Genomic DNA, 25,074 nt, shown 5'->3' on the forward strand with positions numbered 1-25,074 from the left:
ATAGTCGGCAATTACATGCCAATCGTATAAGTCGCCATTACAGTAGTTGTAGAAACAGCTTGGAATGGCTCTTGACGATAGATGCCGGTAATTCCTAAACGCTGATTCTTGGCCACATCATAGTAAGCACCCAACATAGCAGTAGGTCTTGTTTTCACAGGATTGGCATTGAAATTTATTGGTGTCAGGCCACTCAATCCAGTGGCTGAGTATGTGCCATTAGCTGTGTTGGTATCAGTCTCAACACCGGCGCTACCAAAGACCCCTGCTTGAGCAACAAACTTATAGGAAGCACCGAGGCCAGCTAAGGCAGTTGTAGCATTCGTATTGAGCGCGGAGTATGTAAGTGGCGCAGTTACTGTTGCACTCGTGCCTTCGGTATAGCCGCCCATATTGTTCTGGGTATAACGAATGCCAACGTATGGAGCAACGATTACGTTTTCTACAACTCCAAAACCATATTTAGCCGTTACTTGTGCGCCTTGGCTATTTAGTTGGGATGAACCAGTACCCGGCTCTGAAGCATTGACCACTTGCCTCGAGATGGTAGCGCTCTTTTGACCATAAGCTGCAGAGATCTTCACTTCAGTACCAGTGCCATCTAAACGCTGATTCCAAGCGCCGAACAAGCCAATTAATGGCGTGTTGTTGCCAAGGTTAACTGTTGAACCAGTATTGTTTACTGAGAGGTTTTGATCGACGTATGCGCCAATACGATAGTTCTGATGTGGGCGATAGGCTGCAATCAATAAACCGCTGGCGTTATTCAGACCATTTGCTGCTGATACGGCAGTGTTGCGACCACCCACTGAGATACAAACCCCGTTAGCACCAAACTCATTACAGTCATAAGAGAAGCTATTAGCCAGAACAGAGTTTTGCAATGTGTAGATGTTTTGTAATGCTGATGCGGTATTTACTAAAGATTGCTGGGTATCGATTAAATTTACAGGCGCAGATAAAACATCCAGATTCCAAATGCCACTAGCAGGGTCTATTTGAGTAAGTACATATGTGTAGCCATTTGATGCACCAGTTACCCGAGAGCCAACAGCGTTATTAAGATTGCTTGCAGAGAAGCCCTGAAGAACGCCCGAATAAATATGATTTAACGTTGCATAAGAGCCAGCAGCAATACTAAAAGTGGTTGCGCCAGACAATCCAGAACCAACCAATTGTCCATAATGGGTTTGGCTAGTCAAGAAGATGCTGTAATTTGTTGGCAATGCACCGCCATAAGTTAACGCAGTGGTTGCAGGAGTATTACCGTTACCGCCCTGGGCGTTAGTGAGGCTAGTAATAATGCCAGCACTTTCGTTATAGATTCCATATCCACCAATACCGCTCGTGATAGAACCCATGTTGGTTAATGTACCAATAGTTCCTGTAGCGACGTTATAAATTCCATACCCACCATCGCCACTGATAATAGAGCCCGTATTAATTAACGTGCTTATTGAGCTAGCATTAAAGTTAACTATCCCTGCCGAAGTATATATAGGATCACCATTGCCAACAGTTATGGAGCCGGCATTAATCAGTGTATTAATGCTGCCTTGATTGCTGATGCCGATTGTATCGGCCGCAGAACTGGTACTGCCCGTGATGATGGAACCTGCATTAGTCAACGTATCCATGTTGCCGTTATTAATGATTCCATAGCCATTATTACCAAGCACTATTGAGCCTGTATTGACTAAGGTTGTAATTGTGCTATGGGGATCGTTAAAAATACCGGTCGCAGTATCAGGGCCGCTAATTGTGCCCGCATTGGTTAAGGTAGTAATGGTGCTATTGCCGACGTTATAAATTCCAACCCCGCTGGCCCCGCTTGTGATTGAGCCAAAGTTGTTAATAGCGCCAATCACCCCGCCACTATTTATAATTCCATATGCCCCGGCTATAACACCTGAGTTATTGATTACAGATATTTGGCCGTAGTTTGCAATACCGCTGCCGGTGCTGGAGCTGATGACTCCAGTTTGGTAATTAGCAATAGTTCCAATAACAGAATTTAATCCATTAAAGATACCGCTGGATGACACAGGATCCCCGGGATTTAGGGTCCCAGTCATCGTTCCATAATTATTGAGAACATTAATGGTTCCCAAGTTTTCAACACCATAATAAAGGCCACTAATGGAGCCTCCCTTGCCATTAGACAAAATATTAAACTGTCCCTGAAAGTTGACAATACCTGCGTTGTCTTTGCCATTATCAACAGTATTGGTAGCCGCTATCGATCCTGAATTCGTTAGGCTCAATGATGAACCTGCGTTATTGTAAAACCCAGCCCAGCTACCATTGATAGCTCCACTTACTCCATTAATAAACACATTATTAGAGCCGAGGTTGTATAGGCCAATCGTACTTGCATTCAAGCTATCAATTAACCCTGAATTATTCAATGCCGCATTTGATGCGCTAACGCTAACTGCCATCTGAGTTACACCAGATACAGTGACGCCACTATTAATCGCTGTGCTAACGGCGGCATCAATAGTTAAATCAGAGCAATCAGAGCTAATTACTGCACTATTAGCAATGCAAGTAGCTCCATTTGCGTACACAGGTACGGTTGCGCTTAATACCAATACGAGCGGGAATAAATAATTCGATATCTTTTTCACTTACTAAAAGCCCTTACAAATAAATTCCACATAACATACATTTAATGAAGTAACTTGATCGTTTGCGCCATGAGCATTAGGCCAAGCTAGATTGACTGAAGTGGCAGGTAACGCGTAAGCACACTGCATTCGCCCTCCAGCTATTATTAGCAAGTCTACTCCAGCCATTAGCCGCATATTGGAGTCCTAATGAAGATGGCCTAATTGCCTGTCTCGTATCTAGGAATTTCGCAAAAATTAACGGACTAAGTAGAACCCCTATACCTTTTGAAGCAATTAACGACACAATAAATTAAAGTAGCAGTTTTAGGTCATGAAAAAACTACATACGCCCCCATAAGCGTCTTCTGCTAATCGAACGCAGACCATCGCAAAAAGACTGCTAGCTAATCACGCCTCATCCGTAGAGTCTCAAATAGACATACAGCGGCTGCAGTGGATACATTAAGCGATTCCACCCGCGGATCAATCGGGATTGATACCCCCTTGGCTTGAGCCAGCAGGTCTTCAGACACCCCCTGCCCTTCGCTACCCATCACCCAAGCAACTGGGTGGAGTAACTCTTTTTTCAGGGAGTAGAGATCTTGCTCTGCATCTGCTGTAGCAGCCAATAGTGGCGCCGTGACTGCGCTTAATACTTGCTGATTAGACCAGCCCTCATATAAATCCAGGAGTTTGTGAGCGCCCATACCTGCGCGCAATACTTTTGTAGACCACAGATGGGCACAGCCTGATAAAGCAATGACCTGGGTAAAGCCCGCGGCGGCTGCGGTGCGCAAAATAGATCCAACATTACCTGCATCTTGCACTCGATCCAAGATGACTACATCACCCTCTAGAGTTGCAATGGATTGGGATGGGGTAAGAGTTGATTTTGGAAGATCCAACAAGCCTGCAATATGCGGCGCATTCACCAAATCAGAAAGCAAGTCCCAGAGTGCGCTATCTAGCTGAAATACCTTAGTATCAGGGCATATTTCGAGATGTTCGTAGACAACTTGCGAGATTTCCGCATTCTTCAAACCAATTTCTGAAGTGAACAATGTCTTTAAGGCTGGAACACCTACCCAAGTTTGGACTAGATGAATGCCTTCCAATAATGCTTGGCCGCTAGCGAGCCTAGCCTTCTGCCCTTTTGAGCCGGTAGCCTGTAGGTTGCGAATCTCTTTAAATAGCGGATTCTCTTTGGAGGTGATGAGATCAAAGTTCATAACTTAGTTTGCTATTGATTCCAGCACTTTTCGCACTGGTGAAAAGCTTCTTCTGTGTTCATCGCATGCGCCGTATTGTTTAAGGGCCGCAAAGTGGGCTTCAGTTGGATAGCCCATATGTTGTGCAAACCCATATTCTGGATGACGCTCATGCAATATTTGCATCTGGCGATCACGCGTGACTTTGGCCACAATCGATGCCGCTGAAATTGCAGGTTCCTTAGCATCACCCTTCACAATCGCTTCTGCAGCAATTGGCAACTCTGGGCAACGATTGCCATCAATCAATGCTTTATCAGGCCAAGTGCCTAAGCGAGTGGTGAGATCTTCGATTGCCCTGCGCATTGCCAGCATAGTGGCCTGCAAAATATTAATTTCATCAATCTCAGCTGGACTGGCCTCGCCAACACCCCAAGCTTTTGCCTTCTCCATGATCTGCTCATAGAGATATTCGCGACGAACAGCGGTTAACTTCTTAGAATCCTTTAAACCTTCAATCGGATTATCGGGATCAAGAACTACGGCGCCAGCAACCACCGCACCAACTAATGGTCCGCGCCCTGCTTCATCGACACCGCAGACCCAAATAAGACTCATATGCTTATTTTGTTCTTGCGTTGATTGGCAATAGTTTGCGCTACGGCTTGCGCAACCAATAAACCAGTGGGACGACGCAAAGTTTCATGCATCTGGGCAAAACGTTCTTTGAGTTTGGCAACTTTAGCTGGATGCTCTAACCAGGTTTGTACAGCATGAGCTAGTTTTTCTGGGGTAGCGTCATTTTGCAGAAGTTCAGGAACAACGAATTCGCCACACAAGATGTTTGGCAGACCTACATAAGGCATGTAGCCTTGGCGCTTCATGATCTGTGCAGTTAGCCAAGGCACCTTATAAGAAATTACCATAGGTTTTTTCCATAAAGCTGCTTGTAAGGTAGCTGTGCCGCTTGCGATCAACACGACGTCTGAAGCTTCTAGCACTTCATCAGCCATGCCATCTAGCAAATAAATCTGGATATCTGGATTGCTATTTTTTGTCTTGAGTAAAAGTTGCTCAAGAGGCTCACGTAACCGCGGTGTTGCCACCGGAATTAAGAAATGCAGCTTCTGACCCTTTAAGGTTTCAGTCAATAACTGCATCGTCTCAAAAAAGACGGGGGCGATGAGCTCAATCTCCGATCCACGACTTCCAGGGAGTACTGCAATAACGAGACCGTTAAGGGGCGCTGCCTGTAAATTCAAGTGTTCACTTATCTTTTCTCGCGCTTGCTGAATATTAGGCTCAAGTGGAATCTCGCTGGCTAATGGATGACCAACATAAGTGGATGCCACACCAGCTTTGTCATAGATTTCAGTCTCAAAAGGAAAGATGCAAAGCATGCGTTCCACTGCTTGGGAAATCTTCTTAATGCGCCCTGCTCGCCACGCCCAAATAGAAGGCGAGACCAAATGCAAAGTCGGAATACCTGCTTTGCGTAATTGAAGCTCTACACCTAGATTGAAATCTGGGGCATCAACTCCCAAATAAACATCTGGGCGACCTTCGTTGAGGAGGTTTTGAATGAGCTCTTTACGAAGTTTCAGAATAGCTGGGAGCTGCTTAATAGCCTCTACGTAACCTCGCACACTTAAGGTTTCCATAGGCCAATCGGAGCGCATACCCTCAGCTTGCATGCGAGGGCCGCCAATGCCATAAACCTCAAGGCCAGCCATGTCCGGAATTTGATTTAGCGCACTAAGAACTGGCGCCGCTAGTAGATCGCCAGAAGGTTCGCCAGCAACACAAGCTAACTTTGGCAAAGTAATTCCGTTACCGAATAATGCCGCGTGTAGAAGCGGCAATAAAGTCATGGAACTGTGCGAGCTTCTCAGCAGTGGCTACATCTGCCGCTGAAGCAACAACCATTTTCTGAATCTCTACTTTCGCATCTTCAAAACTCAGGCCATCCTTATAAAGCACTTTATAAGCTTGACGTAAGGCAGAGATAGTTTCACTTGAGAAACCGCGGCGCTTTAAACCCTCAACGTTAATACCATGAGGAGAGGCTTTGTCTCCGGCAGCAATCACGAATGGCGGGATATCTTGTACTAGCGCAGAAGCACCGCCAAGCATGGCATGCTGACCAATACGAACAAACTGATGCACACCAGACATGCCACCCATGATGGCCCAGTCATTGACTTGAACATGCCCAGCTATTTGCGCATTGCTTGAAAAAATCGTGTGATTACCGACCTGACAGTCATGCGCAATATGCACATACGCCATGATCCAGTTGTCATTACCGATGCGGGTAATACCCTCATCCTGTGATGTGCCCGTATGAATCGTGGTGAACTCACGAACAGTATTGCGATCGCCAATAATTAACTGTGTTGGCTCGCCACGGTATTTCATATCCTGCGGAGGACCACCAATAGCTGCAAAGTGGGCAAAGCTATTTTGCGCGCCGATTGTGGTGCAACCCTCAATCACTGTATGAGAGCCTACTTTAGTACCAGGGCCAATCTTCACGTTAGGACCAATGACCGAATACGGGCCAACCTCAACATCGCCAGCTAGCTCAGCCTTACTGTCTACTACAGCAGTTGCATGAATCCGAGTCATTACGCGCCTTTCGTACGAACCGCACAAGTGATATTAGCCTCTGCAGCAATCTCACCATCCACGGTTGCCTTAACAGCAAACTTATAAATTCCAGCGCGACCACGCTCTAATGTGGCAGTCATAATTAACTGATCGCCAGGCAATACGGGCTTTTTAAAGCGTGCGCCATCAATGCCAGCAAAGTAATAGATTGCATCCTCCGCGCGCTCTTCAGAGAATGTGAGCAAAGCAGCAGTCTGCGCTAAAGCCTCAATAATTAATACGCCAGGCATCACTGGGAAATCTGGAAAATGACCTTGAAAGAAAGGCTCATTCATGGTGACGTTTTTTAATGCGGTGATGCTTTCACGCGGGGTAATTTCTAATACGCGGTCTACCAATAGGAATGGGTAGCGATGCGGTAGCAATTGAAGAATCTTATTGATGTCGATGGCGATTGGTGTGCTCATAAATGACCCGCTGAAAAGTAAATATTAAATTTAGTTTTACAGAATCTCAAGATTCAGTAGTTTTGTTTTTATCTAACAAGCGCAAGCGCTGACGTATTTTATCTAGCCCACGCAAGATGGCAGCGTTTTTCTCCCAAGCGCCGTGGAGCATTGATGGATAAACGCCTGTGAAATGCTGCCCAGGCTCTGTAATAGATCGAATAATGGAAGTATTACCAGACACCGTCGTTCTGTCAGCAATCGTGAGATGACCTGCAAAGTTTGCTGCGCCACCAATGATGCAAAAATTACCAATTTTGGTACTGCCAGATATAGCTGCACACCCAGCGACAACGCAGCAATTACCTATTACTACGTTGTGCGCTATTTGCACCTGATTATCAATTTTTGTTCCTGCGCCTACAACCGTATCACTCATCGCGCCACGATCAATCGTGGTTGAGGCGCCAATCTCGACATCATTGCCAATGACCACTCGCCCCGTCTGGGGAATCTTGACCCATTCACCGCCTGTAGCAGAAAAGTCTGGGGCAAAACCAAAGCCATCGGCGCCGATGACTGCGCCGCTATGAATAATGCAACGTTCACCAATCTGAGTGTTGCAATAAATAGAAACCGATGGATAAAGCACCGTATCGCTTGCAATAATGCTATCCCTGGCAATGTTGGAATTTCCCAGAATAGAAACACGTTCGCCTAACTTTACGCCCGCACCAATCTGAACAAATGGTCCAATGTGGCAGGAAGATGGAACGCTCGCAGTGGGATCAATGACCGCACTAGGATGTATTCCGGGAGCGTAGATTGGGCTACTAACCTTTGCAAAGTACTGCGCCATTCTAGCGAATGTAGCGTATGGATTTTTAGAAACAAAGTACGCCCGCTTTGCAGAATGCGCGCTAAGATTTGCCTGCAAAAACTCTAAATCAGATTTGCTAACAATCAAAGCCCCAGCAGCGCTATCGCTTGCTTGTTGCCTATAAAGGGGATTGGAAAGGAAGGATATCTGATCTGGCTGCGCTCGCTCCAAAGGAGCGAGGCCAATAAATCCGTGGGAAGCCTCCCCCACCAAGCTTGCTTGAAACTGTTCGGCCAGCTCAATGGCGGTCGGCATAAAGCTTACTTCTGGCTATTTAAAGCCTTGATAACGTCATCGGTTACATCTGCCTTAGGGCTGACATAAGCTGCTTCTTGAACAATGACATCAATTTTTCTTTGTTCTGCAATTTGCTTCAACACTGCATTTGCTTTCTCTGCAATCTTGGCGCGCTCTTCGAAAGTGCGCTGATTGAGATCTTCAGTAAATTCGCGTTGCTTGCGTTGTAATTCACGATCTTGATCAGCCAACTCACGTTGGCGACGAACGCGCTCAGATTCGTTCATCACGGCAGCATCACGATCTAACTTTTCAGCAGCAGATTTAATTTTTTGAGCGCTATCACGCAAATCATTTTGGCGTTTTGTAAATTCGTTTTGCAGACGAGTTTGCATTGCTTTTGCTAAGTTGGACTCGTTAAATACCTTCTCCGAGTTCACAACAGCAACCCGTGTTCCCGAGTCCTGGGCCAATACTGGTGTTGCAGTGATTGCAGCCACCGCAGCGACTAAGCCGATTTGAATCCATTTTGAAGATTGATAAAGCTTCATAAAACTTTCCTTAAACAATTAAAACGACGTGCCCACTTGGAACTGCAAACGCTGGATGTTATCCGTTGGTTGTGACTTATACGGAATACCGTAGCTGAATTTCAATGGCCCAAGCGGTGATATCCATGATAAACCGAATCCGTAGGAGTATCTCAAAACTAAATTGATGTTTTGCCCAAATGCATTACCGCCGTCTACGAAGGTGAATAGGCGAAGAGTTTTATCTACCCCAGAGCCAGGTACAGGGAAGGTGTACTCCACGTTACTAACAATCTTAGACTGTCCGCCTGTTGGCTGATAAGCGCCGATATATGTGTTGTAGTACTGCGGACCCAAAGAGCCAGGGGAATAGCCGCGTACGGAACCAATACCGCCTACATAGTAGTTTTTAGTAATTGGGAATGGATTGTTGCCGTACGCCTGACCATAACCAACCTCACCATTAAAGGACAAAATATTGCCTTTTGAAAAGGAATGGTATTTCTGATACTGGCCATAAATACGGTAAAAAGTGAGATCTCCAACAGGAGTTCCAACTTCGCCTGAGAGTTGCTCCAAAGAACCTGTTGAAGGAATTAATGAGCTATCGCGACCATCACGCGCCCAACCAACAGTTACGGGAACGTTATAAGTTGTTGCTGTACCTGGGTAACCTGGTGAAGGCACCCCATAACTCATCGCATAATTTAGATATGGTATTGGAGTATTTGCAGAAGTTTTAATTTGAAAGGCCTCTAGACCGGTTCCAAAAAATACTCTATCCACCTCTGTATACGGCACGCCAAATTTAATATTCGATCCAACAGACTTAATCTGATAATCAGGATCGCCAGCGTAGTACAAAGGCTTAGATGATCGATAGTACAGATCGGTGTAGCGACTAATGCCATCTTCAGTGAAGTATGGGTCATAGTTAGAGAGGGTTAGATTTTGAGTGATCTTACCGAGGGAAGCATTTAAGCCAACAGAAGTGCCGGTGCCAAAGGCATTGTCTTGATTAATACCTGCAGACAAAATCAACTTCTCGGTTGAGGAGAAACCTGCGCCAACGGTAATTGCTCCTGTTGGCTTCTCAGCTACTTTGACATTGACATCAACCTGGTCGGGAGATCCAGGGACATCTTCTGTAGTGATGTCAGTCTCAGTAAAGTAACCCAAGCGTCCTAAACGCTTTTTAGATAAGTCGATCTTGTCACTATCAAACCAAGAGCTTTCAAACTGACGTATTTCGCGACGAATCACCATATCGCGAGTTCTGGCGTTTCCAGAAATTGCCACTTGGCGCACATAGATACGACGACCAGGATCCACCACCAAGGTCAAATCTACCTCAGCTATGTCGCGACGAATATCTGGTTGCGGATTGATGGTTGCAAATGCATAGCCATAAGAACCCAAGATTTCAGCAATTGCCTTGGTGCTCTCGGTTAATTTAGCTGACGAGAAAGTGTCCCCAGGCTTGAGAACAATCAACTGCATTAACTCAGCTTCTTTACCTAAGGTTTCACCTGCTAAACGCACATCCTTGACGGTGAATTTTTTACCTTCGCGAATGCTAATGGTGAGGTAGATACCCTTTTTATCAGGGGTAATCGATACTTGAGTGGACTCAATCACAAACTCAAGATAACCACGATTGAGATAATAAGATCGAATGGACTCTAAGTCGGCAGTGAGCTTTTGCTTAGAATAAAGATTGTCTTTGCTATACCAAGACAACCAACCGCCAGTTTTTAACTGCATCTCGCTTTTTAGCGTACTCTCGCTAAAGACTTCATTACCAATAAAGTTAATCTCTTGAATTTTGGCAACAGGGCCCTCATCAATATTGAAATAGACAGCCACTTGATTGCGCTCAACTGGGGTAACTGTAGCAACAACCTCTGCCGCATACATCCCTTTACCAACATATTGGCGCTTTAATTCTTGCTCTGCTTTATCAATTAGCGCTTTGTCGTAAAAACGCGCTTCAGCAACGCCAACTGTTTTTAAGGACTTGCGAACAACCTCAGAATCAAACTCTTTCATCCCGGTAAATTCAATACGAGAAATCGTTGGGCGCTCCTCTACGATCACAATCAGAACATTGCCCTGCTCTTGAATTTGCACGTCCCTAAAAAATCCAGTGCTATACAAAGCCTTGATCGATTCCGCACCTTTTTCTTCGTTAAAGGTATCACCTACTTGAACCGGCAAATAGCTAAATACCGTTCCAGGCTCTACGCGCTGCAAACCTTCAACACGAATGTCCTTCACCACAAATGACTCGGCAGCAGAGGCATTCAGACTCAACCCAATCGCAGAAAATATCAATATATGGGTGATGAAGCGGGCAAAAATACGGGAAGAATGTGTCAGAGGATTCAAGGCGAAATATAGCGTTGTAAATCGTTAAACAAGGCCAGTAATGACATAGAAATCAGCAAAATAAAGCCCACTTTTTGGAGCTGTTCCTGCATTGATGTCGAAATCCGCTTACCGGCAACCAACTCCCATGCATCATACAGTAGCTGACCCCCATCAAGCATTGGAAAAGGGAGCAAATTCAGCAAACCAATGCTAATACTCATAAGCGCCAAAAAGGCTAAAAATGGCTGCCACCCTACCTGGGCTGATTTCCCCGCCATGTCCGCAATACTGAGGGGTCCGCCCAGCTGCTTTAAGGAGGTATTTCCGGTAAATAATCCTGCCATTAGCCTTGCAGAAACCTTGGTAATTACCCACACCCTCTTTGAAGCAAAAATGAGGGCATCTATCGGCCCTAATTTCAGGTCCTGCCACTGCGCCAACGGTGTCAATGCAGGTAGAATGCCCAAGGCCAACATCGGATCCTGATTAGGACTGATTTTGGGCAAATCCTTGACATTAAAGGACTTTATTGAGCTTTCACCAGCAGGTGTTGCTAGCTCTAGAGCAAATCCATTCTTTGCGGTAAGCGCATCCATTAAGTTCCAGCGCAAGGCATTCCAACTCGGTACAGAGTCAAAATCCCCTAAAAGGGGCGAACCACTCTCCTCAGAGCCCAAATTCTGCCAACCAACTACCCGATCACCCGCTATCACTCCCAGTTTGGCAGCAATAGAATGTTCAGGGGGATTTTGCAGAACGGCTGGTAATTGTGGGGCGCCGGAAATATAGATCAGGGCAAAAAAGACAATCGCTAAAAAGAAATTGGCTAATGGGCCCGCAGCCACAATCAATGACCTCTGCCACAAGGGCTTTTTATCAAAAGCTTCAAATTCATCGGCCGGAGTAATCACTTGCTGACGATCTCGACCATCAAGTAATTTCACATAGCCGCCCAATGGAATTGAAGCTAATACCCACTCTGTATTATTTTTTGCATGGTAAGTGAGTAGCGGTTTACCAAAGCCAATTGCGAAGCGAAGGACTCGAACACCACAACAACGAGCAGCAAAGAAATGCCCAAACTCATGAAAGCTAACCAACACCCCCAGGGTTAACAAAAAAGCCGCGAGAGTAATCAATGCCTGCAAAGAATTTCCTTCACTACTACTTGCGCCGCTTGACGAGCGCGAGCATCAACATCCAAAATTAACTTTAGCGAGTCAGCATTCACCGAAGAAATAGTGTTTAACACACTATCCACCACGCGGGAGATTTGCAAATACGGCAGGCCTTCATCTAAGAATGCTGCTACTGCAACTTCATTGGCGGCGTTCAGAACCGCTGGTGCAGTACCGCCAGCTTTAGCGGCAGCAAATGCCAATGAGAGGCAAGGAAAGCGTCCTAACTCTGGATCAGCAAAACTTAAATTCGCCAACTGCGCCAAACTCAGTGGAGCCACACCCGCCTCAATACGCTCTGGCCACGCTAGGCCATAAGCAATAGGGGTTCGCATATCAGGCTGACCCAGTTGGGCAAGCACAGAACCATCACGATAGCGAACCATCGAATGCACAACGCTTTGCGGATGGATTAATACTTTAATTTTCTCTAAAGGCAAACCAAATAACCAAAACGCCTCGATCACTTCAAGACCCTTGTTCATCATCGTCGCAGAATCAACTGAAATTTTTCTACCCATCACCCAGTTGGGATGTGCGCAAGCTTGATCGGGAGTAATACCAGCCAATTGATCAAGCGGCGTATTTCTGAATGGTCCACCGGAGGCAGTCAACCATAATTCTTCAACCCCTAAGCTCGGATTGGGGGCTTTAGAAAATTGATTAGGTAGACATTGAAAGATGGCATTGTGCTCACTATCGATTGGCAGTAATTCTCCGCCCCCTGCCTTCATCGCCTGCATAAACAAATCGCCAGACATCACTAAGGCTTCTTTATTTGCGAGCAACACTCTTTTGCCAGCTTTTGCAGCAGCCAAGGCGGGCACCAATCCTGCCGCACCTACAATCGCAGCCATAACGGTATCGCAATGCGATTCAGTAACAGCGCTAACTAAAGCTTGCGGTCCATACAAGACCTGAGTATTGATTTTTTTCTCGAGCAAAATCTTGCTTAAGCGAGCGGCGCCATCAGCATCTGCCACTACCGCGATAGTTGGCGTAAATTCAGCACACTGCTTAGCCAGTAAATCCACCTGCTTTGCAGCGGTCAGTGCGACTACCTTAAAGCGATCTGGATGAGCACGAATCACATCGAGCGTATTAACGCCGATGGAGCCAGTAGAACCTAGGATGGCGATCTGCTTGACTGGCATTACACAAATCCTGCCAAGAGCGCTGCGATTGGCATTGCCGGAATCAAAGCATCTACCCGATCTAATACGCCGCCATGTCCTGGCAATAAATGACTGGAGTCTTTGACGCCAGCTAAACGCTTTAACTGAGACTCAAATAAGTCCCCAAAAATACTGAAGGCCGCTAATACCGTCACCATGAGGAACATGGGAACCCAACCAAAGCGAATGGCCCATGCACCAAACAAAGTCGATTCAAAAGGCAAGAAGTAAACGCATAAGAATGCATAAACATAACAAAGTATTAAACCGCCGATAGCACCTTCAATCGATTTACCTGGACTAATTTGCACAGCAAGCTTGTGTTTACCAAACGCCTTACCTACAAAGTAAGCCCCAATATCAGCAATCCATACTAGAGCCATACTACTAAACAAAAAGATCAGGCCTAACTCACGCAAGAACACCAATGCAAACCAGGTGGCTGGCAATAAAATTAAACCGAGAACCACATAAAAAGGTCGCAGCTTTTCTAGCGAAAGATTGATGCCTTTGGCCAATATAAATGGTGCAACAAAGAACCAGAAAATGACGGCTAGAAGTAATAAGGCAAATTGCCATGAGGCGTTTTGCATGCCCAGCAAAAACAAAATAATGGCCAAGCAAAATAATGCGTATAGCCAGGCTGCACGCCCTACCTCAGGTGCTAGTAAGCGACTCCATTCCCAAGCGGCGGCCAACAAAGCCACCAAGAAGAATGCATCAACATACATTGCCGGGAGCAAAAACAGAATGGGTAGCAATACCGCCAATAGAACAAGGGCGGTAATGACTCGGGTTTTTAACATGGAGAATTAAGTTTAGTAATTAGCAGCGTCAAACTGCATCACTCATTGCTTGAGATGCAAGCTGAGCACTGGTACGACCAAAACGGCGCTCGCGCTGGCTAAACCAGTCAAATGCCTTGTGCAATTCTTTCTCATCAAAGTCAGGCCACAAAACATCTGTGAAGTACAACTCGGTATATGCCAGTTGCCATAACAAGAAATTACTCACGCGCTGCTCGCCACCAGTGCGGATAAACAAATCTGGCTCTGGTGCGTAAGCCATTGAAAGATGAGGTTGAAGCAATTCTTCAGTAACCTGTTCTGGCCTCAAATTGGGGTTAGCAGAAAGGCATTGGCGCATTGCCTGCAAGATATCCCAGCGACCACCATAGTTAGCGGCGATCGTAAAAGTTAATCCTTTGCACCCAGCAGTCTTTTGTTCAGAGAATTGCACCATCTCCTGGATGGCAGAATCAAAACGGCTCAGGTCGCCAATTAAACGCAAAGCAATATCGTTTTCTGCCAGACGAGACACTTCACCCTTGAGTGATTTCAGAAATAACTTCATCAAGAAGCCTACTTCTTCTGGTGGGCGACGCCAGTTCTCTGAGCTAAAGGCAAATACAGTGAGATATTCAACACCAAGCTTGCGGCACTCTTCAACGATTTTTCTTACAGCGCTCAAACCTTCTGAGTGCCCAGCTACACGAGGCATCATGCGCTTGCTAGCCCAACGCCCATTGCCATCCATGATGATCGCCACATGGCGAGGTATAGCACTTACCTCTGGGATGGCTAGGGTTGAACTAGAGTGTTGAGTCATGAGAGGTTAAAAATTCAAGGCGGCTTTAAACCGTCATGATCTCTTTTTCTTTTTCAGAAACGATCTTATCGACATCAATCACTGCTTTATCCGTCATCTTCTGAATTTCATCAGTAGCACGGCGCTCTTCATCCTCGGAAATTTCCTTGTCTTTGGTAAGACGCTTTAAATGCTCATTTGCATCGCGACGCAAATTACGAACAGCAATCTTAGTTTCTTCACCCTCATTCTTAACAACCTTGGTGAGGTCGCGGCGGCGCTCTTCAGTCAAAGCAGGCATTGGCACGCGGATTACAGTGCCCTGAGATGCTGGGTTTAAGCCAAGATCAGAATCACGAATCGCTTTTTCAATCACTGCAACCATCGTTTTTTCAAATGGTTGAACGTTGATGGTGCGCGCATCTGCTAAGCCTAGGCTAGCAACCTGACTTAATGGCGTTGGGTTACCGTAATAATCCACCTGAATGTGCTCGAGAATTCCTGGGTTAGCACGGCCAGAGCGAATCTTGGCTAAATTGGTCTTCAAAGCCTCGAGAGACTTTTGCATCTTTTGATCGGTATTGGTTTTAATTTCTGCTGCGGACATCAGGCCTCCTATTAAACGTGTACTAAAGTACCTTCAGGTTCACCTTGCACTACACGCATTAATGCGCCTGGCTTGAGAATTGAAAATACTTTGATTGGTAATTTGCGATCACGGCACAATGCAAATGCAGTTGCATCCATAACTTGTAGATTCTTGATTAACGCTTCGTCAAACGTAATGGTTTTATATAAAGTGGCAGTTGGATCCTTTACTGGATCGGCACTATAAATACCATCTACCTTCGTTGCTTTGAGCATAATCTCAACACCCATCTCAGCCCCACGCAGAGCGGCAGCAGTATCAGTAGTAAAGAATGGATTGCCCGTACCTGCTGCGAAAATAACGACTTTTCCCTCACCCATCGCGCGGATTGCACGTGGACGAATGTAGGGCTCAACCACTTGATCCATACGAAGAGCGGATTGCACGCGCGCCTCAACACCTTTTTGACGCAAGGCATCTTGCAATGCTAAAGAATTCATCATGGTTGCCAACATGCCCATGTAATCGGCAGTTGCACGATCCATACCAGCAGCACCACCTGCAACTCCGCGGAAAATGTTTCCGCCGCCAATCACAATCGCTAGCTCTACTCCAATATTCACAATAGCGGCGATTTCTTTAACCATGGAATCAATAGTGACTGGATTGATGCCAAAAGCATCATCACCCATAAGGGCTTCACCAGATAGTTTTAGGAGGACTCGTTTGTAGGCTGGCATGTTTTTTATTTTCCGTAATTTGCAAAGTAATTTACTTACTTAGCTTATTGATCTTTAAGCACTTTTTAATATCTCCGCCAAATTATAAAGGGCTTGGGAGGGATCAAAGAAAAGGGCACAGAAACTAAGGTTTCTATGCCCTTTTTGGTATTACTAAGCAGTGGGGCAAGCCCCAAAATAGCCTATTAAGCTGTTGCTTTAGAGGCAGCAGCTACTTGTGCAGCTACTTCAGCCGCAAAGTCGTCTTGACGCTTCTCAATGCCCTCGCCTACAACAAACATGGTGAAACCCTTGATTGTTGTATTTGCGGCCTTGAGCATTTGCTCTACAGATTGCTTGTCGTTTTTAACGAAAGTCTGGTTCAACAAAGAAACCTCTTTGAGGTACTTCTGAATAGAGCCTTCAACCATCTTTTCAACGATTTCTGGTGGTTTACCAGATTCAGCAGCTTTTTGAACGGCAACGCTACGCTCTACAGCAATTGCTTCAGCAGGAACGTCAGCCATAGACAAAGCTACTGGCTTCATTGCAGCAATATGCATTGCTACATCTTTAGCGGCAGTCTCGTCACCTTCGAACTCAACCATTACGCCAATACGAGCGCCATGGAGGTAAGAGACCAACTTGTTGCTACCAGCAAAACGCTTGAAGCGACGCGGCATGATGTTCTCGCCGATCTTACCGATCAGTGCGCTACGAACTTCATCAACAGTTTGACCATTCAATGGCAATGCTAACAATGCAGCAACGTCAGCTGGGTTCTTTTCAGCAACCAACTTCACGCAGTCATTTACAAATGCCAAGAAATCATCGTTTTTAGAAACGAAATCGGTTTCGCAGTTCACTTCTAACAAAGCACCGGTAGTGCCATTGATAGAGGCGGCAACGATACCTTCAGCCGTTACACGAGAAGCTGCTTTACCAGCCTTGCTACCGAGCTTAACGCGCAGAATTTCTTCTGCACGAGCCATATCACCATCAGCCTCAGTCAAAGCCTTTTTGCACTCCATCATCGGAGCATCAGTTTTGGCGCGTAACTCGCCAACCATTGCAGCGGTAATAGCGGCCATTATTCAGCTTTCCCTTCTTCAACAAACTCTTCTTCGCCTTCTTTAACAGCTGTCAAAATTTCTTGAACAGAGTTAGCTTTGCCTTCGAGGATTGCGTCAGCAATGCCACGTGCATAAAGGAGAACCGCTTTGCTGGAGTCATCGTTACCAGGGATGATGTAATCAACACCTTCTGGTGAGTGGTTGGTATCTACAACAGCGATTACTGGAATACCAAGCTTGTTTGCTTCAGTAATAGCAATCTTGTGATAGCCAACGTCCACTACAAAAATCGCATCAGGAACGCCATTCAAATCTTGAATGCCGCCAAGTGCTTTTTGCAATTTGTCGAGATCACGGTCGTTAGTCAAAGCTTCTTTCTTTGAAAGCTTTTCCCAGTCGCCAGCTTCTTTAGCAACTGCCATGTCTTTCAAACGCTTGAGGGAACCTTTAACAGTTTTGAAGTTGGTGAGTGTGCCACCCAACCAACGGCTGTCGATGTAAGGCATACCAGCACGAGCAGCTTCTTCAGCAATAATCTCGCGTGATTGACGCTTAGTACCAACAAATAAAATCGTGCCACGATTAGCAGCAACTTGTTTTGCAAATTTCAGGGCGTCCTGAAACATTGGCAATGTTTTTTCCAAGTTGATGATGTGGATTTTGTTGCGATGACCGAAAATGTAAGGGGCCATTCTTGGGGACCAGAAACGGGTTTGGTGACCAAAATGGCAACCGGCTTCCAGCATTTGACGCATAGTTACTGACATAACTTCTCCTAAGGGTTGTTTCTAAAGCTGAGTCCTAGCTGCGCTAAAAAACGCCACCCTGGAAGGCTCAACTCGCGATTTCAAGTCCAAAATAGACCTGAGAACGAAATTATAGCTTAAATATCAATGCTCTAGCCACCATCACCCCCAGGCAATAAAAGGAGTCAACCCTCAAAAGAACCCCTAGAAGCCCCAAAAATGGGATACTTGCCTAAATTTTAGGCAATAATGGCAAGCTAAAACTCTACAAGTCGTTGATAATCAAGGCATGAATAGTGTATTTACTGCAGAAAAAGACATCCTCGGGATGCGCGAAGCTGGCCGCTTAGCCAGCGAAGTTCTGGATCATGTGGCTCCCCACGTCAAGGCGGGAGTTACCACAGGCGAATTGGATAGGATTTGTCATGAATACATGCGCGATGTCCAAAAGACCGTTCCGGCTCCATTGAATTATCAGCCGCCTGGATACCCTCCCTTTCCAGCATCCATCTGTACTTCCGTGAATGATGTGATCTGCCACGGCATTCCAGGAGACAAAGTTCTCAAAACTGGTGATGTTGTGAACCTCGACATCACTGTCATTACTCCTGATGGCTACTACGGTGACACCAGCCGTATGTTCATGGTGGGTGAGGTTTCCGTCATGGCTAAACGCCTTACGCAAATTACTTTTGAATGTATGTGGCTTGGCATAGCTCAAGTAAAACCTGGAGCATCTCTCGGTGACATTGGTCACGTCATTCAGACTCATGCAGAAAAAGCAGGTTACTCGGTAGTACGCGAATATTGCGGTCACGGTATTGGTAAAGTATTCCACCAAGACCCGCAGATACTTCACTACGGCAAACCGGGTACTGGTGAAAAACTAGAAGTCGGCATGACCTTTACGATCGAGCCAATGATCAATGCGGGCAAACGAGACATTCGCACAATGCCTGACCAGTGGACCGTAAAGACAAAAGACCGCAGCTTGTCAGCCCAATGGGAACATACGCTGTTGGTTACTCCAACAGGCGTTGAGGTGCTGACTTGGTCAGAAGGTAGTAACCCACCTCCTGATTGCGTTAAAGGTCTTTCATTTAGACCGACATTAGTAAGCGCTTAATAAAATGAGTCAGTCGCAAGCAGTTAGCAATGTTATTGATGCAGCTAGCCTGCGTGCCGCTCGCGAAATTGCTTACGACGAGTTTAGAAAAACACAGTCTGTTGGTAAATTAACTAAGCAACTTTCTAATTTAAGCGATCAACTCCTCTCCCATCTCTGGAATAGCTGCGGCTTAAATAATGAAGCTACCTTAGTCGCAGTTGGCGGCTTCGGTAGAGGCGCACTATTTCCTTACTCTGATATTGATATTCTGATTCTGCTTCCAGCCGATGAACAACAGGCTAGGGCTTTATCAAAGCAAGTAGAGCAATTTGTTGCAAGCTGCTGGGATACAGGATTAGAAATTGGTTCCTCAGTCAGAAATGTGGCTGAATGCATCTCTGAATCTGAGCAAGACATTACCGTGCGCACTTCCCTCCTAGAAGCAAGGCTGATTTGCGGTAAGAAGCAACTCTTTAATGACTTCGCCAAGGCTTTTGAAGCAGCGATGGATCCAAAGGCCTTTTTTCAGGCCAAGCAAGCTGAACAAATTCAGCGTCATTACAAATATCAGAACACCCCTTACTCTTTGGAGCCCAATTGCAAAGAGAGTCCCGGGGGCTTGCGTGACTTACAGGTGATTTCTTGGGTCAGTAAGGCTGCATTATTAGGCGACACCTTCAAGGACCTTAATGAAGCCGGTCTTGTAACGCAGCGCGAACTCACTGAACTGAATCGCAATCAACGCTTTCTGGAAACGCTCCGCGCTAACCTGCATTTGCTTGCAGGGCGCAGACAAGATGTTCTCGCTTTTGACTTGCAGGCAGCGCTTGCAGCGTCGATGGGGGTTACAGAAGAATCCTCACGTCAAGCCAGCGAAGCCATTATGCGTCGCTATTACTGGGCAGCTAAAGCAGTTACACAGCTTAATGACGTTCTCTTGCAAAATATTGAAGCCCTCCTCTTTCCGCAAGAGTCTAAGACGATCCTCTCTATTCCGGGCGAAGGTAATGAGCACTTTATTGAGCGTCAGGGGGTATTGGATATTACCGACCCGCAGCTCTTTCAAAAGCACCCTGAACAAATTCTAAGAACCTTCTTGGTATTTGCTCAAACCTCAAACGTGAAGAGTCTATCTGCGACCATCTTTAGAGCGCTTTATAACGCGCGCCAAACAATGGATAGCAAATGGCGTAAAGACCCCATCAACCGGGCACTCTTTATTGAGATATTGAAGCAGCCTGAGGGCGTAAGTCGTGCCTTCCATCTCATGAATCGCAGTAGCGTTCTAGGTCGCTACCTCCCAGCCTTCCGTAAAATTGTTGGACAAATGCAACATGATTTATTTCATGTGTATACAGTCGATCAACATATCTTGATGGTGTTACGTAATGTGCGCCGCTTCATGGTGGTTGAGCATACCCATGAGTTCCCATACTGCAGCAGCCTCATCGCTCATTTTGAAAAACCTTGGTTACTTGTCATTGCCGCACTCTTTCATGACATCGCCAAAGGACGTGGCGGAGATCACTCGCAGCTGGGTAGAGCTGACATGCGCAAGTTTGCAAAAGATCATGGCCTGGATAAAAAAGATACCGAGCTATTGGTATGGTTGGTTGCCGAGCACCTCAATATGAGTCAAACAGCTCAGAAACAAGACATCACAGACCCCGATGTTGTGAAGGCATTTGCCAAAAAAGTGGGTGATGAGCGTCACCTTACTGCACTCTACTTATTAACCGTAGCAGATGTTCGCGGTACCAGCCCTAAAGTTTGGAACGCCTGGAAAGGCAAGCTCTTAGAAGATCTGTATCGCGCAACACTCAGGGTATTGGGTGGGGCAAAACCAGATGCCTCCTCAGAATTAGCGCAACACCAAGAAGAATCTAAAGCCAAGTTACGTCTGTACGGTATCAATGATGAATCTTATGAAGATTTATGGAAGCAGCTAGATGTCGCCTTCTTCTTAAGACAAGACTCATCTGACATTGCTTGGCTTACGCGCCATCTATATAACAAAGTTAATAGTGATCAACCGATTGTGAGGGCAAGACTCTCCCCAATTGGCGAAGGCTTACAAGTGGCTGTTTACGTTAAAGACCAGGAAGATCTCTTTGCCAGAATCTGTGCTTACTTTGAAAGACATGGCTTCTCCATTTGGGATGCCCGTATTCATACGACGCGTCATGGCTATGCTCTAGATACCTTCCAAATCTCCGGAAGCAACCTGGTAGATGAAGGTGGCAGCTATCGCGACCTTATCCAACTCGTTGAATTTGAGTTGACCGAGGCTTTAACGAATGCGGAGCCACTACCTAACCCAAGCATGGGCCGTCTTTCAAGACAGTCGCGCACTTTCCCGATTCAACCACGCGTTCACATGGTGCCAGATGATCGTGGCCGTTATTACACGCTTGCGCTCTCTGCGAGCGACCGCACTGGCTTGCTTTACACAATCTCTAGAGTATTGGCGAAGCATCAGGTATCCATTCATACCGCCAGAATTAATACGCTGGGTGAAAGAGTGGAAGACGTTCTATTACTGGATGCAGCAAACCTCGGCAAGAATCCCAAGCTCCAAATCCAGCTTGAAACAGAACTGCTTGAGGCTTTAGGGGCTTAAGCTAATTTATCTAAGGCGCGTTGAATGCGTATACTTTCAACGTCGCCAAAAGAGAACCACTGAAACTCAATATCTTCGACAGATTTCTCTTGTCGCAAGACACGCAAGCGATAGAGCAGATCAATATGTAAATGGGCGCCCTCGCTTTTTTTGGGATTCTCAGGGATCTCATGAATATCAATATCAATGGGATCTTGATTATCAGAGTCTAGCTCGCAGAAGTATCCCGTTTCCTCATACACCTCTCTAATGGCAGCTTCAATTGGGGAGTCTCCCTCTTCAATATGGCCTCCAGGTTGAAACCAACGCTTGATATATGGATGAAAGATCAACAGAACTTTGTCATCTTTGATAACCAAGCCACTGGCGGTAATATGTCCCTCCTGATTTTTTCTTGAAAAAGGGTTATGGGAATTCAAAATGGTTTTAATGCGAAAATCCTCTTCAAGCTTGAACATGTTATTTATTTAACCAAGGGATTAAAGCCAATAATTTGTGTGCGAATCTCATGCTGCTTATCGTAAATACAAAGCAGAACAATTCCAGTAGCTGCAGCCAGCATTATTAGTGACGTAGAAATCCAGGTCACATCGCCGATAGAAGAAAGGATATACCCGCAAACGGCGCCAAAGAACATCTCAATTGAGTAGAAAAGACCGGAAATGAGTCCAATATTATTTTTAAAGGGTCTAGTAACACCGGCTTGAGCGGCGGGAAAAATAATACCAATACCGAATAATGCAAAAAAGACAAATATCAGCCGAACATGAAGAGACTTAATCTCAAGCGCAGCTAATGTATACACAATTAAAGTAGCGATAAAAATAATTGCTCCAGCCAAAAAAACTAGGCGTCTTAAATTTAAGCTCGCCAATTTCCAGCGAATAAAAATTGTCCCAAAAATGAAGCCACTAATTGTTACCGAAAAAATATAGCCGTATTCAATAGTGGTGGCTTGGTAAATACCTTGAATTAGCACTGGGGATGAAGAAAGAAACGCAAAATAAACCGTCCAGGCAAGGCTAATTGCGAGGGTATAAAACACAAATTCGCGATGCCCCAGCAGGCGATAGTATTGGGAAACAACAGACCTGACCCAAAAAGATTCCCTATCCCCACGATTCACAAGACTCTCTCTCATAAAAGCATACAAAAAAATAAATACCAAGAAAGATATAGCTGACAATGCAAGAAATATTGATCGCCAGCCAAAGTAATTTGCGATGTAAGCCCCCAGGACTGGTCCAAAAATAGGAGAAATCACCATTCCCGCAGCCAAGTAACTTAATACCCCAACCTGGGATTGCTGGTCATATACATCCCTAACAATAACCCTTGCAATTAGCGTGCCACAACCCCCTCCGAGCGCCTGAAAAAAACGAAAAGCAGTTAATTGCTCAATCGTTGAAGCTAAATAACATCCAATACTTGAAACACAAAAAATCGATAAACCAGCGATACAAATAATTCGACGGCCATATAAATCGGCCAATATGCCCCCAAGCAGCAGACTTAAAGAATAGCCAAGCATGTATGAGGTTAATGTATTGGTGATATCCGAGCTCATTGCACCTAGTTGTAGGCCCATGGCAGGCATTACTGGAAGATAGATATCTGTAGCAATCATTGGCAAAATTACCAAGGCCATAAGAATTGGTATTAGAAATTTACTTTTATGGGACATATAAAGGCTCGTCTTGAGTTTTCTTATATATTTCTTTCTGGTCTTGTCGCAACCCAAGTGACTCAACTATGTGTCTAGCAACATTTTTTGCTCTCATGGAGACCATATCAAGCGAACTTACAAAATAGTACGTTCCTGAAGTAAGCTGTCCTATTGCATAAAAATAATTAAGACTCCGATGACTTACGCTTTTGACAGTTGAAGTCTCATAATCCAACATAATTCCACCATGTGGGTTTTTGACAATAACCCCTGATTTAAGCAAGTTTTTTATCAACAGCAACTCTGTTCTACCACCAACATCCTTAGCCGGACCCGTTGCATTAATTATCCAATCGCAATGAACTTCGATACTTGATTTAGATTCTCCAGATTCCCCAACAAGGGCCGTGAACCTATTTCTTCCGGAAACATTAATCATCCTTAAGTACGGGTAATGCGTAAGAATCCCCGCCTGAAATAAAGAATGTAGCTTGAGCGCAGTATGCATGGGCAGAGGGACTCTTTTAGCAGCCCATAATCGATGAAATTTACTCATAAATAGGTCTTTCTCTGAGCTGGAGAGCGCATTCCAAAAGTCACCGATAACGTCATCGGTTTTGATTGCTAAATTTTGCCAAGAAGAGAAATCCCTATCCCCGCCTAACAAGGACTTGATCCAACGGCTATATTCAATATTTGAGGGGCTAAAGAATTTATTCCAAGTAATTCCCGCCCATAAAAACTCCTTCCTTGCTAGCCTCAATAGCTGACGCACAGATATCCCCTTGTTATTTTTACTCTTTAAAATTTCAAGATTATCTAAAGTCAAATATTTCAACTCATATTTTTGCTGTTGATATCTTGCCAATGGAAAATTTGAGTCTCTTGTAAAGAAATTGATTGGCCCTTGATGATCTTGGTTGGCTAGTACAACTGCGATATCAGCTGCAGTAAGCTGTCCACCAATAATGCCAACGCTATCCGTCTTTGCAATAAGCCTCAAATAATTGTTTACTGGATAAGGGTTATTGATATATTGGCCCTTACCAACCAACTTAAAGATGTCCTGCGGGGAGTTATTGCCTATGCATAAAATTACACAATCAAATTCTTTGGGCTGCCCTCCAGAGGCTATTACATTGAATTTAGTGCCACCTAACACCGTAATATCGACCACCTCTAGATTAACCAAGATAACCTCAACACCCAACTCCTCAAGAGCAAGGATTGCGTCCTCTAAACGACTTTTTAGATACAAACCAAAGAATTGTCGAGAGATATAGCCGTATGGAGCCACCCCTGATCGAGACATGACATGATCGTTACCGATCCCGCATCCACCCTTAAAGGTCCACTCCCAAAAATCTGCTGCATGATGAGCAAAAATTGATGTGGTTGAACTTGTCATATTCATCAATAACTCATTGCTATCACACTGATATGCATAGCCCGGACCAAAACCAAAACTTTTCTCAAAAATAGTTATTTGTAATTTTTTATTGAAATTAGAAGGCAGATACTCAAGCAATCCAAATAGCGTCGCAACAGCTGCAGCACCAGAGCCGATAATTGCAATGCGAAAGATTGCCTGAGTCTCGGAAGAAACTGTGTCATCACTTGATCCAGTGTGATGATTTAGAGATTTTTCTGTTAACTTGCTACTCATGTTCCCCTTTCAAAGCTTCGAGCTTATCTAGAGGATGGAAAAATGACTACCTGA

General features: G+C 45.2%; 22 protein-coding genes. 2 read left to right on the plus strand and 20 right to left on the minus strand.

The genetic code is table 11. The annotated features are described in order from the left end of the window. Positions 1-11: 11 nt before the first annotated feature. The 17 genes from ICN40_RS03835 to rpsB all read right to left on the minus strand — a co-directional run bounded on the left by ICN40_RS03835 (position 12) and on the right by rpsB (position 17,981). Positions 12-2,630 (minus strand): autotransporter outer membrane beta-barrel domain-containing protein, encoded by a 2,619-nt coding sequence (locus ICN40_RS03835; RefSeq protein WP_216242273.1) that lies wholly within the window; start codon positions 2,628-2,630, stop codon positions 12-14. A gap of 386 nt (positions 2,631-3,016) precedes the next feature. Continuing rightward, entirely contained in the window at positions 3,017-3,841 is an 825-nt protein-coding gene (locus ICN40_RS03840) for an RNA methyltransferase (protein WP_216242275.1), read from the minus strand. Positions 3,842-3,844: 3 nt separating this feature from the next. Beyond that, a complete protein-coding gene (gene rnhB / locus ICN40_RS03845; protein ID WP_216242277.1) occupies positions 3,845-4,438 on the minus strand; it encodes a ribonuclease HII in 594 nt (197 codons plus the stop codon). Continuing rightward, positions 4,435-5,691, minus strand: coding sequence for a lipid-A-disaccharide synthase (gene lpxB / locus ICN40_RS03850; protein ID WP_216242279.1), 1,257 nt, complete (start codon positions 5,689-5,691; stop codon positions 4,435-4,437). Before lpxB ends, rnhB begins: the two co-directional genes overlap by 4 nt. Beyond that, a complete protein-coding gene (gene lpxA / locus ICN40_RS03855) occupies positions 5,651-6,448 on the minus strand; it encodes an acyl-ACP--UDP-N-acetylglucosamine O-acyltransferase (protein ID WP_216242281.1) in 798 nt (265 codons plus the stop codon). Before lpxA ends, lpxB begins: the two co-directional genes overlap by 41 nt. Then, a complete protein-coding gene (fabZ, locus tag ICN40_RS03860; protein ID WP_072583028.1) occupies positions 6,448-6,897 on the minus strand; it encodes a 3-hydroxyacyl-ACP dehydratase FabZ in 450 nt (149 codons plus the stop codon). The genes lpxA and fabZ overlap by 1 nt, the downstream gene beginning before the upstream one ends. 46 nt (positions 6,898-6,943) lie before the next feature. Further along, positions 6,944-8,011 (minus strand): UDP-3-O-(3-hydroxymyristoyl)glucosamine N-acyltransferase, encoded by a 1,068-nt coding sequence (lpxD, locus tag ICN40_RS03865; RefSeq protein WP_216242283.1) that lies wholly within the window; start codon positions 8,009-8,011, stop codon positions 6,944-6,946. A 5-nt stretch (positions 8,012-8,016) separates the two neighbouring features. After that, a complete protein-coding gene (locus tag ICN40_RS03870; RefSeq protein ID WP_216242285.1) occupies positions 8,017-8,544 on the minus strand; it encodes an OmpH family outer membrane protein in 528 nt (175 codons plus the stop codon). Positions 8,545-8,562: 18 nt separating this feature from the next. Then, complete coding sequence (gene bamA / locus ICN40_RS03875) at positions 8,563-10,911, minus strand: outer membrane protein assembly factor BamA (protein ID WP_374222777.1); 2,349 nt, start codon at positions 10,909-10,911, stop codon at positions 8,563-8,565. Further along, positions 10,908-12,041 carry an RIP metalloprotease gene (locus ICN40_RS03880; protein WP_216242286.1) on the minus strand — a complete coding sequence of 378 codons (1,134 nt, stop codon included), beginning with the start codon at positions 12,039-12,041 and terminating at the stop codon, positions 10,908-10,910. Before ICN40_RS03880 ends, bamA begins: the two co-directional genes overlap by 4 nt. Next, positions 12,029-13,225 carry a 1-deoxy-D-xylulose-5-phosphate reductoisomerase gene (gene ispC, locus ICN40_RS03885; RefSeq protein WP_216242288.1) on the minus strand — a complete coding sequence of 399 codons (1,197 nt, stop codon included), beginning with the start codon at positions 13,223-13,225 and terminating at the stop codon, positions 12,029-12,031. Before ispC ends, ICN40_RS03880 begins: the two co-directional genes overlap by 13 nt. After that, on the minus strand, positions 13,225-14,052 hold the full coding sequence (locus tag ICN40_RS03890; RefSeq protein ID WP_216242290.1) for a phosphatidate cytidylyltransferase: 828 nt from the start codon (positions 14,050-14,052) through the stop codon (positions 13,225-13,227). The genes ispC and ICN40_RS03890 overlap by 1 nt, the downstream gene beginning before the upstream one ends. 28 nt (positions 14,053-14,080) lie before the next feature. Continuing rightward, on the minus strand, positions 14,081-14,854 hold the full coding sequence (locus tag ICN40_RS03895; protein WP_072583034.1) for an isoprenyl transferase: 774 nt from the start codon (positions 14,852-14,854) through the stop codon (positions 14,081-14,083). Positions 14,855-14,879: 25 nt separating this feature from the next. Continuing rightward, positions 14,880-15,440 (minus strand): ribosome recycling factor, encoded by a 561-nt coding sequence (gene frr, locus ICN40_RS03900; protein WP_072583035.1) that lies wholly within the window; start codon positions 15,438-15,440, stop codon positions 14,880-14,882. An 11-nt stretch (positions 15,441-15,451) separates the two neighbouring features. Beyond that, positions 15,452-16,162: a UMP kinase gene (gene pyrH / locus ICN40_RS03905; protein ID WP_072583036.1), complete on the minus strand. Its 711-nt coding sequence runs from the start codon at positions 16,160-16,162 to the stop codon at positions 15,452-15,454. A gap of 185 nt (positions 16,163-16,347) precedes the next feature. After that, complete coding sequence (tsf, locus tag ICN40_RS03910; RefSeq protein WP_216242292.1) at positions 16,348-17,232, minus strand: translation elongation factor Ts; 885 nt, start codon at positions 17,230-17,232, stop codon at positions 16,348-16,350. After that, positions 17,232-17,981 carry a 30S ribosomal protein S2 gene (gene rpsB / locus ICN40_RS03915; RefSeq protein WP_216189398.1) on the minus strand — a complete coding sequence of 250 codons (750 nt, stop codon included), beginning with the start codon at positions 17,979-17,981 and terminating at the stop codon, positions 17,232-17,234. Before rpsB ends, tsf begins: the two co-directional genes overlap by 1 nt. A 268-nt stretch (positions 17,982-18,249) precedes the next feature. Between rpsB and map the strand changes: the two genes are divergently transcribed. Together map and ICN40_RS03925 are read left to right on the plus strand one after the other, a co-directional pair. Continuing rightward, the gene (gene map / locus ICN40_RS03920) at positions 18,250-19,086 is read left to right on the plus strand and encodes a type I methionyl aminopeptidase (protein WP_216242294.1); all 837 of its coding nucleotides are present in this window, start codon (positions 18,250-18,252) and stop codon (positions 19,084-19,086) included. Positions 19,087-19,090: 4 nt separating this feature from the next. Continuing rightward, the gene (locus tag ICN40_RS03925; protein ID WP_216242296.1) at positions 19,091-21,688 is read left to right on the plus strand and encodes a [protein-PII] uridylyltransferase; all 2,598 of its coding nucleotides are present in this window, start codon (positions 19,091-19,093) and stop codon (positions 21,686-21,688) included. On the opposite strand, the gene ICN40_RS03930 is transcribed toward ICN40_RS03925, so the two are convergent. The 3 genes from ICN40_RS03930 to ICN40_RS03940 are packed head-to-tail and all read right to left on the minus strand — an operon-like array spanning position 21,685 to position 25,020. Beyond that, entirely contained in the window at positions 21,685-22,146 is a 462-nt protein-coding gene (locus ICN40_RS03930) for an NUDIX hydrolase (protein ID WP_216242297.1), read from the minus strand. The two genes, ICN40_RS03925 and ICN40_RS03930, sit on opposite strands and share 4 nt — an antisense overlap. 5 nt (positions 22,147-22,151) lie before the next feature. After that, positions 22,152-23,372 carry a multidrug effflux MFS transporter gene (locus ICN40_RS03935; protein WP_255532293.1) on the minus strand — a complete coding sequence of 407 codons (1,221 nt, stop codon included), beginning with the start codon at positions 23,370-23,372 and terminating at the stop codon, positions 22,152-22,154. Continuing rightward, entirely contained in the window at positions 23,362-25,020 is a 1,659-nt protein-coding gene (locus ICN40_RS03940) for an FAD/NAD(P)-binding protein (protein WP_216242301.1), read from the minus strand. The genes ICN40_RS03935 and ICN40_RS03940 overlap by 11 nt, the downstream gene beginning before the upstream one ends. Positions 25,021-25,074 lie beyond the last annotated feature (54 nt).

It is taken from the genome of Polynucleobacter sp. Fuers-14 (assembly GCF_018882045.1).
Lineage (GTDB): Bacteria > Pseudomonadota > Gammaproteobacteria > Burkholderiales > Burkholderiaceae > Polynucleobacter.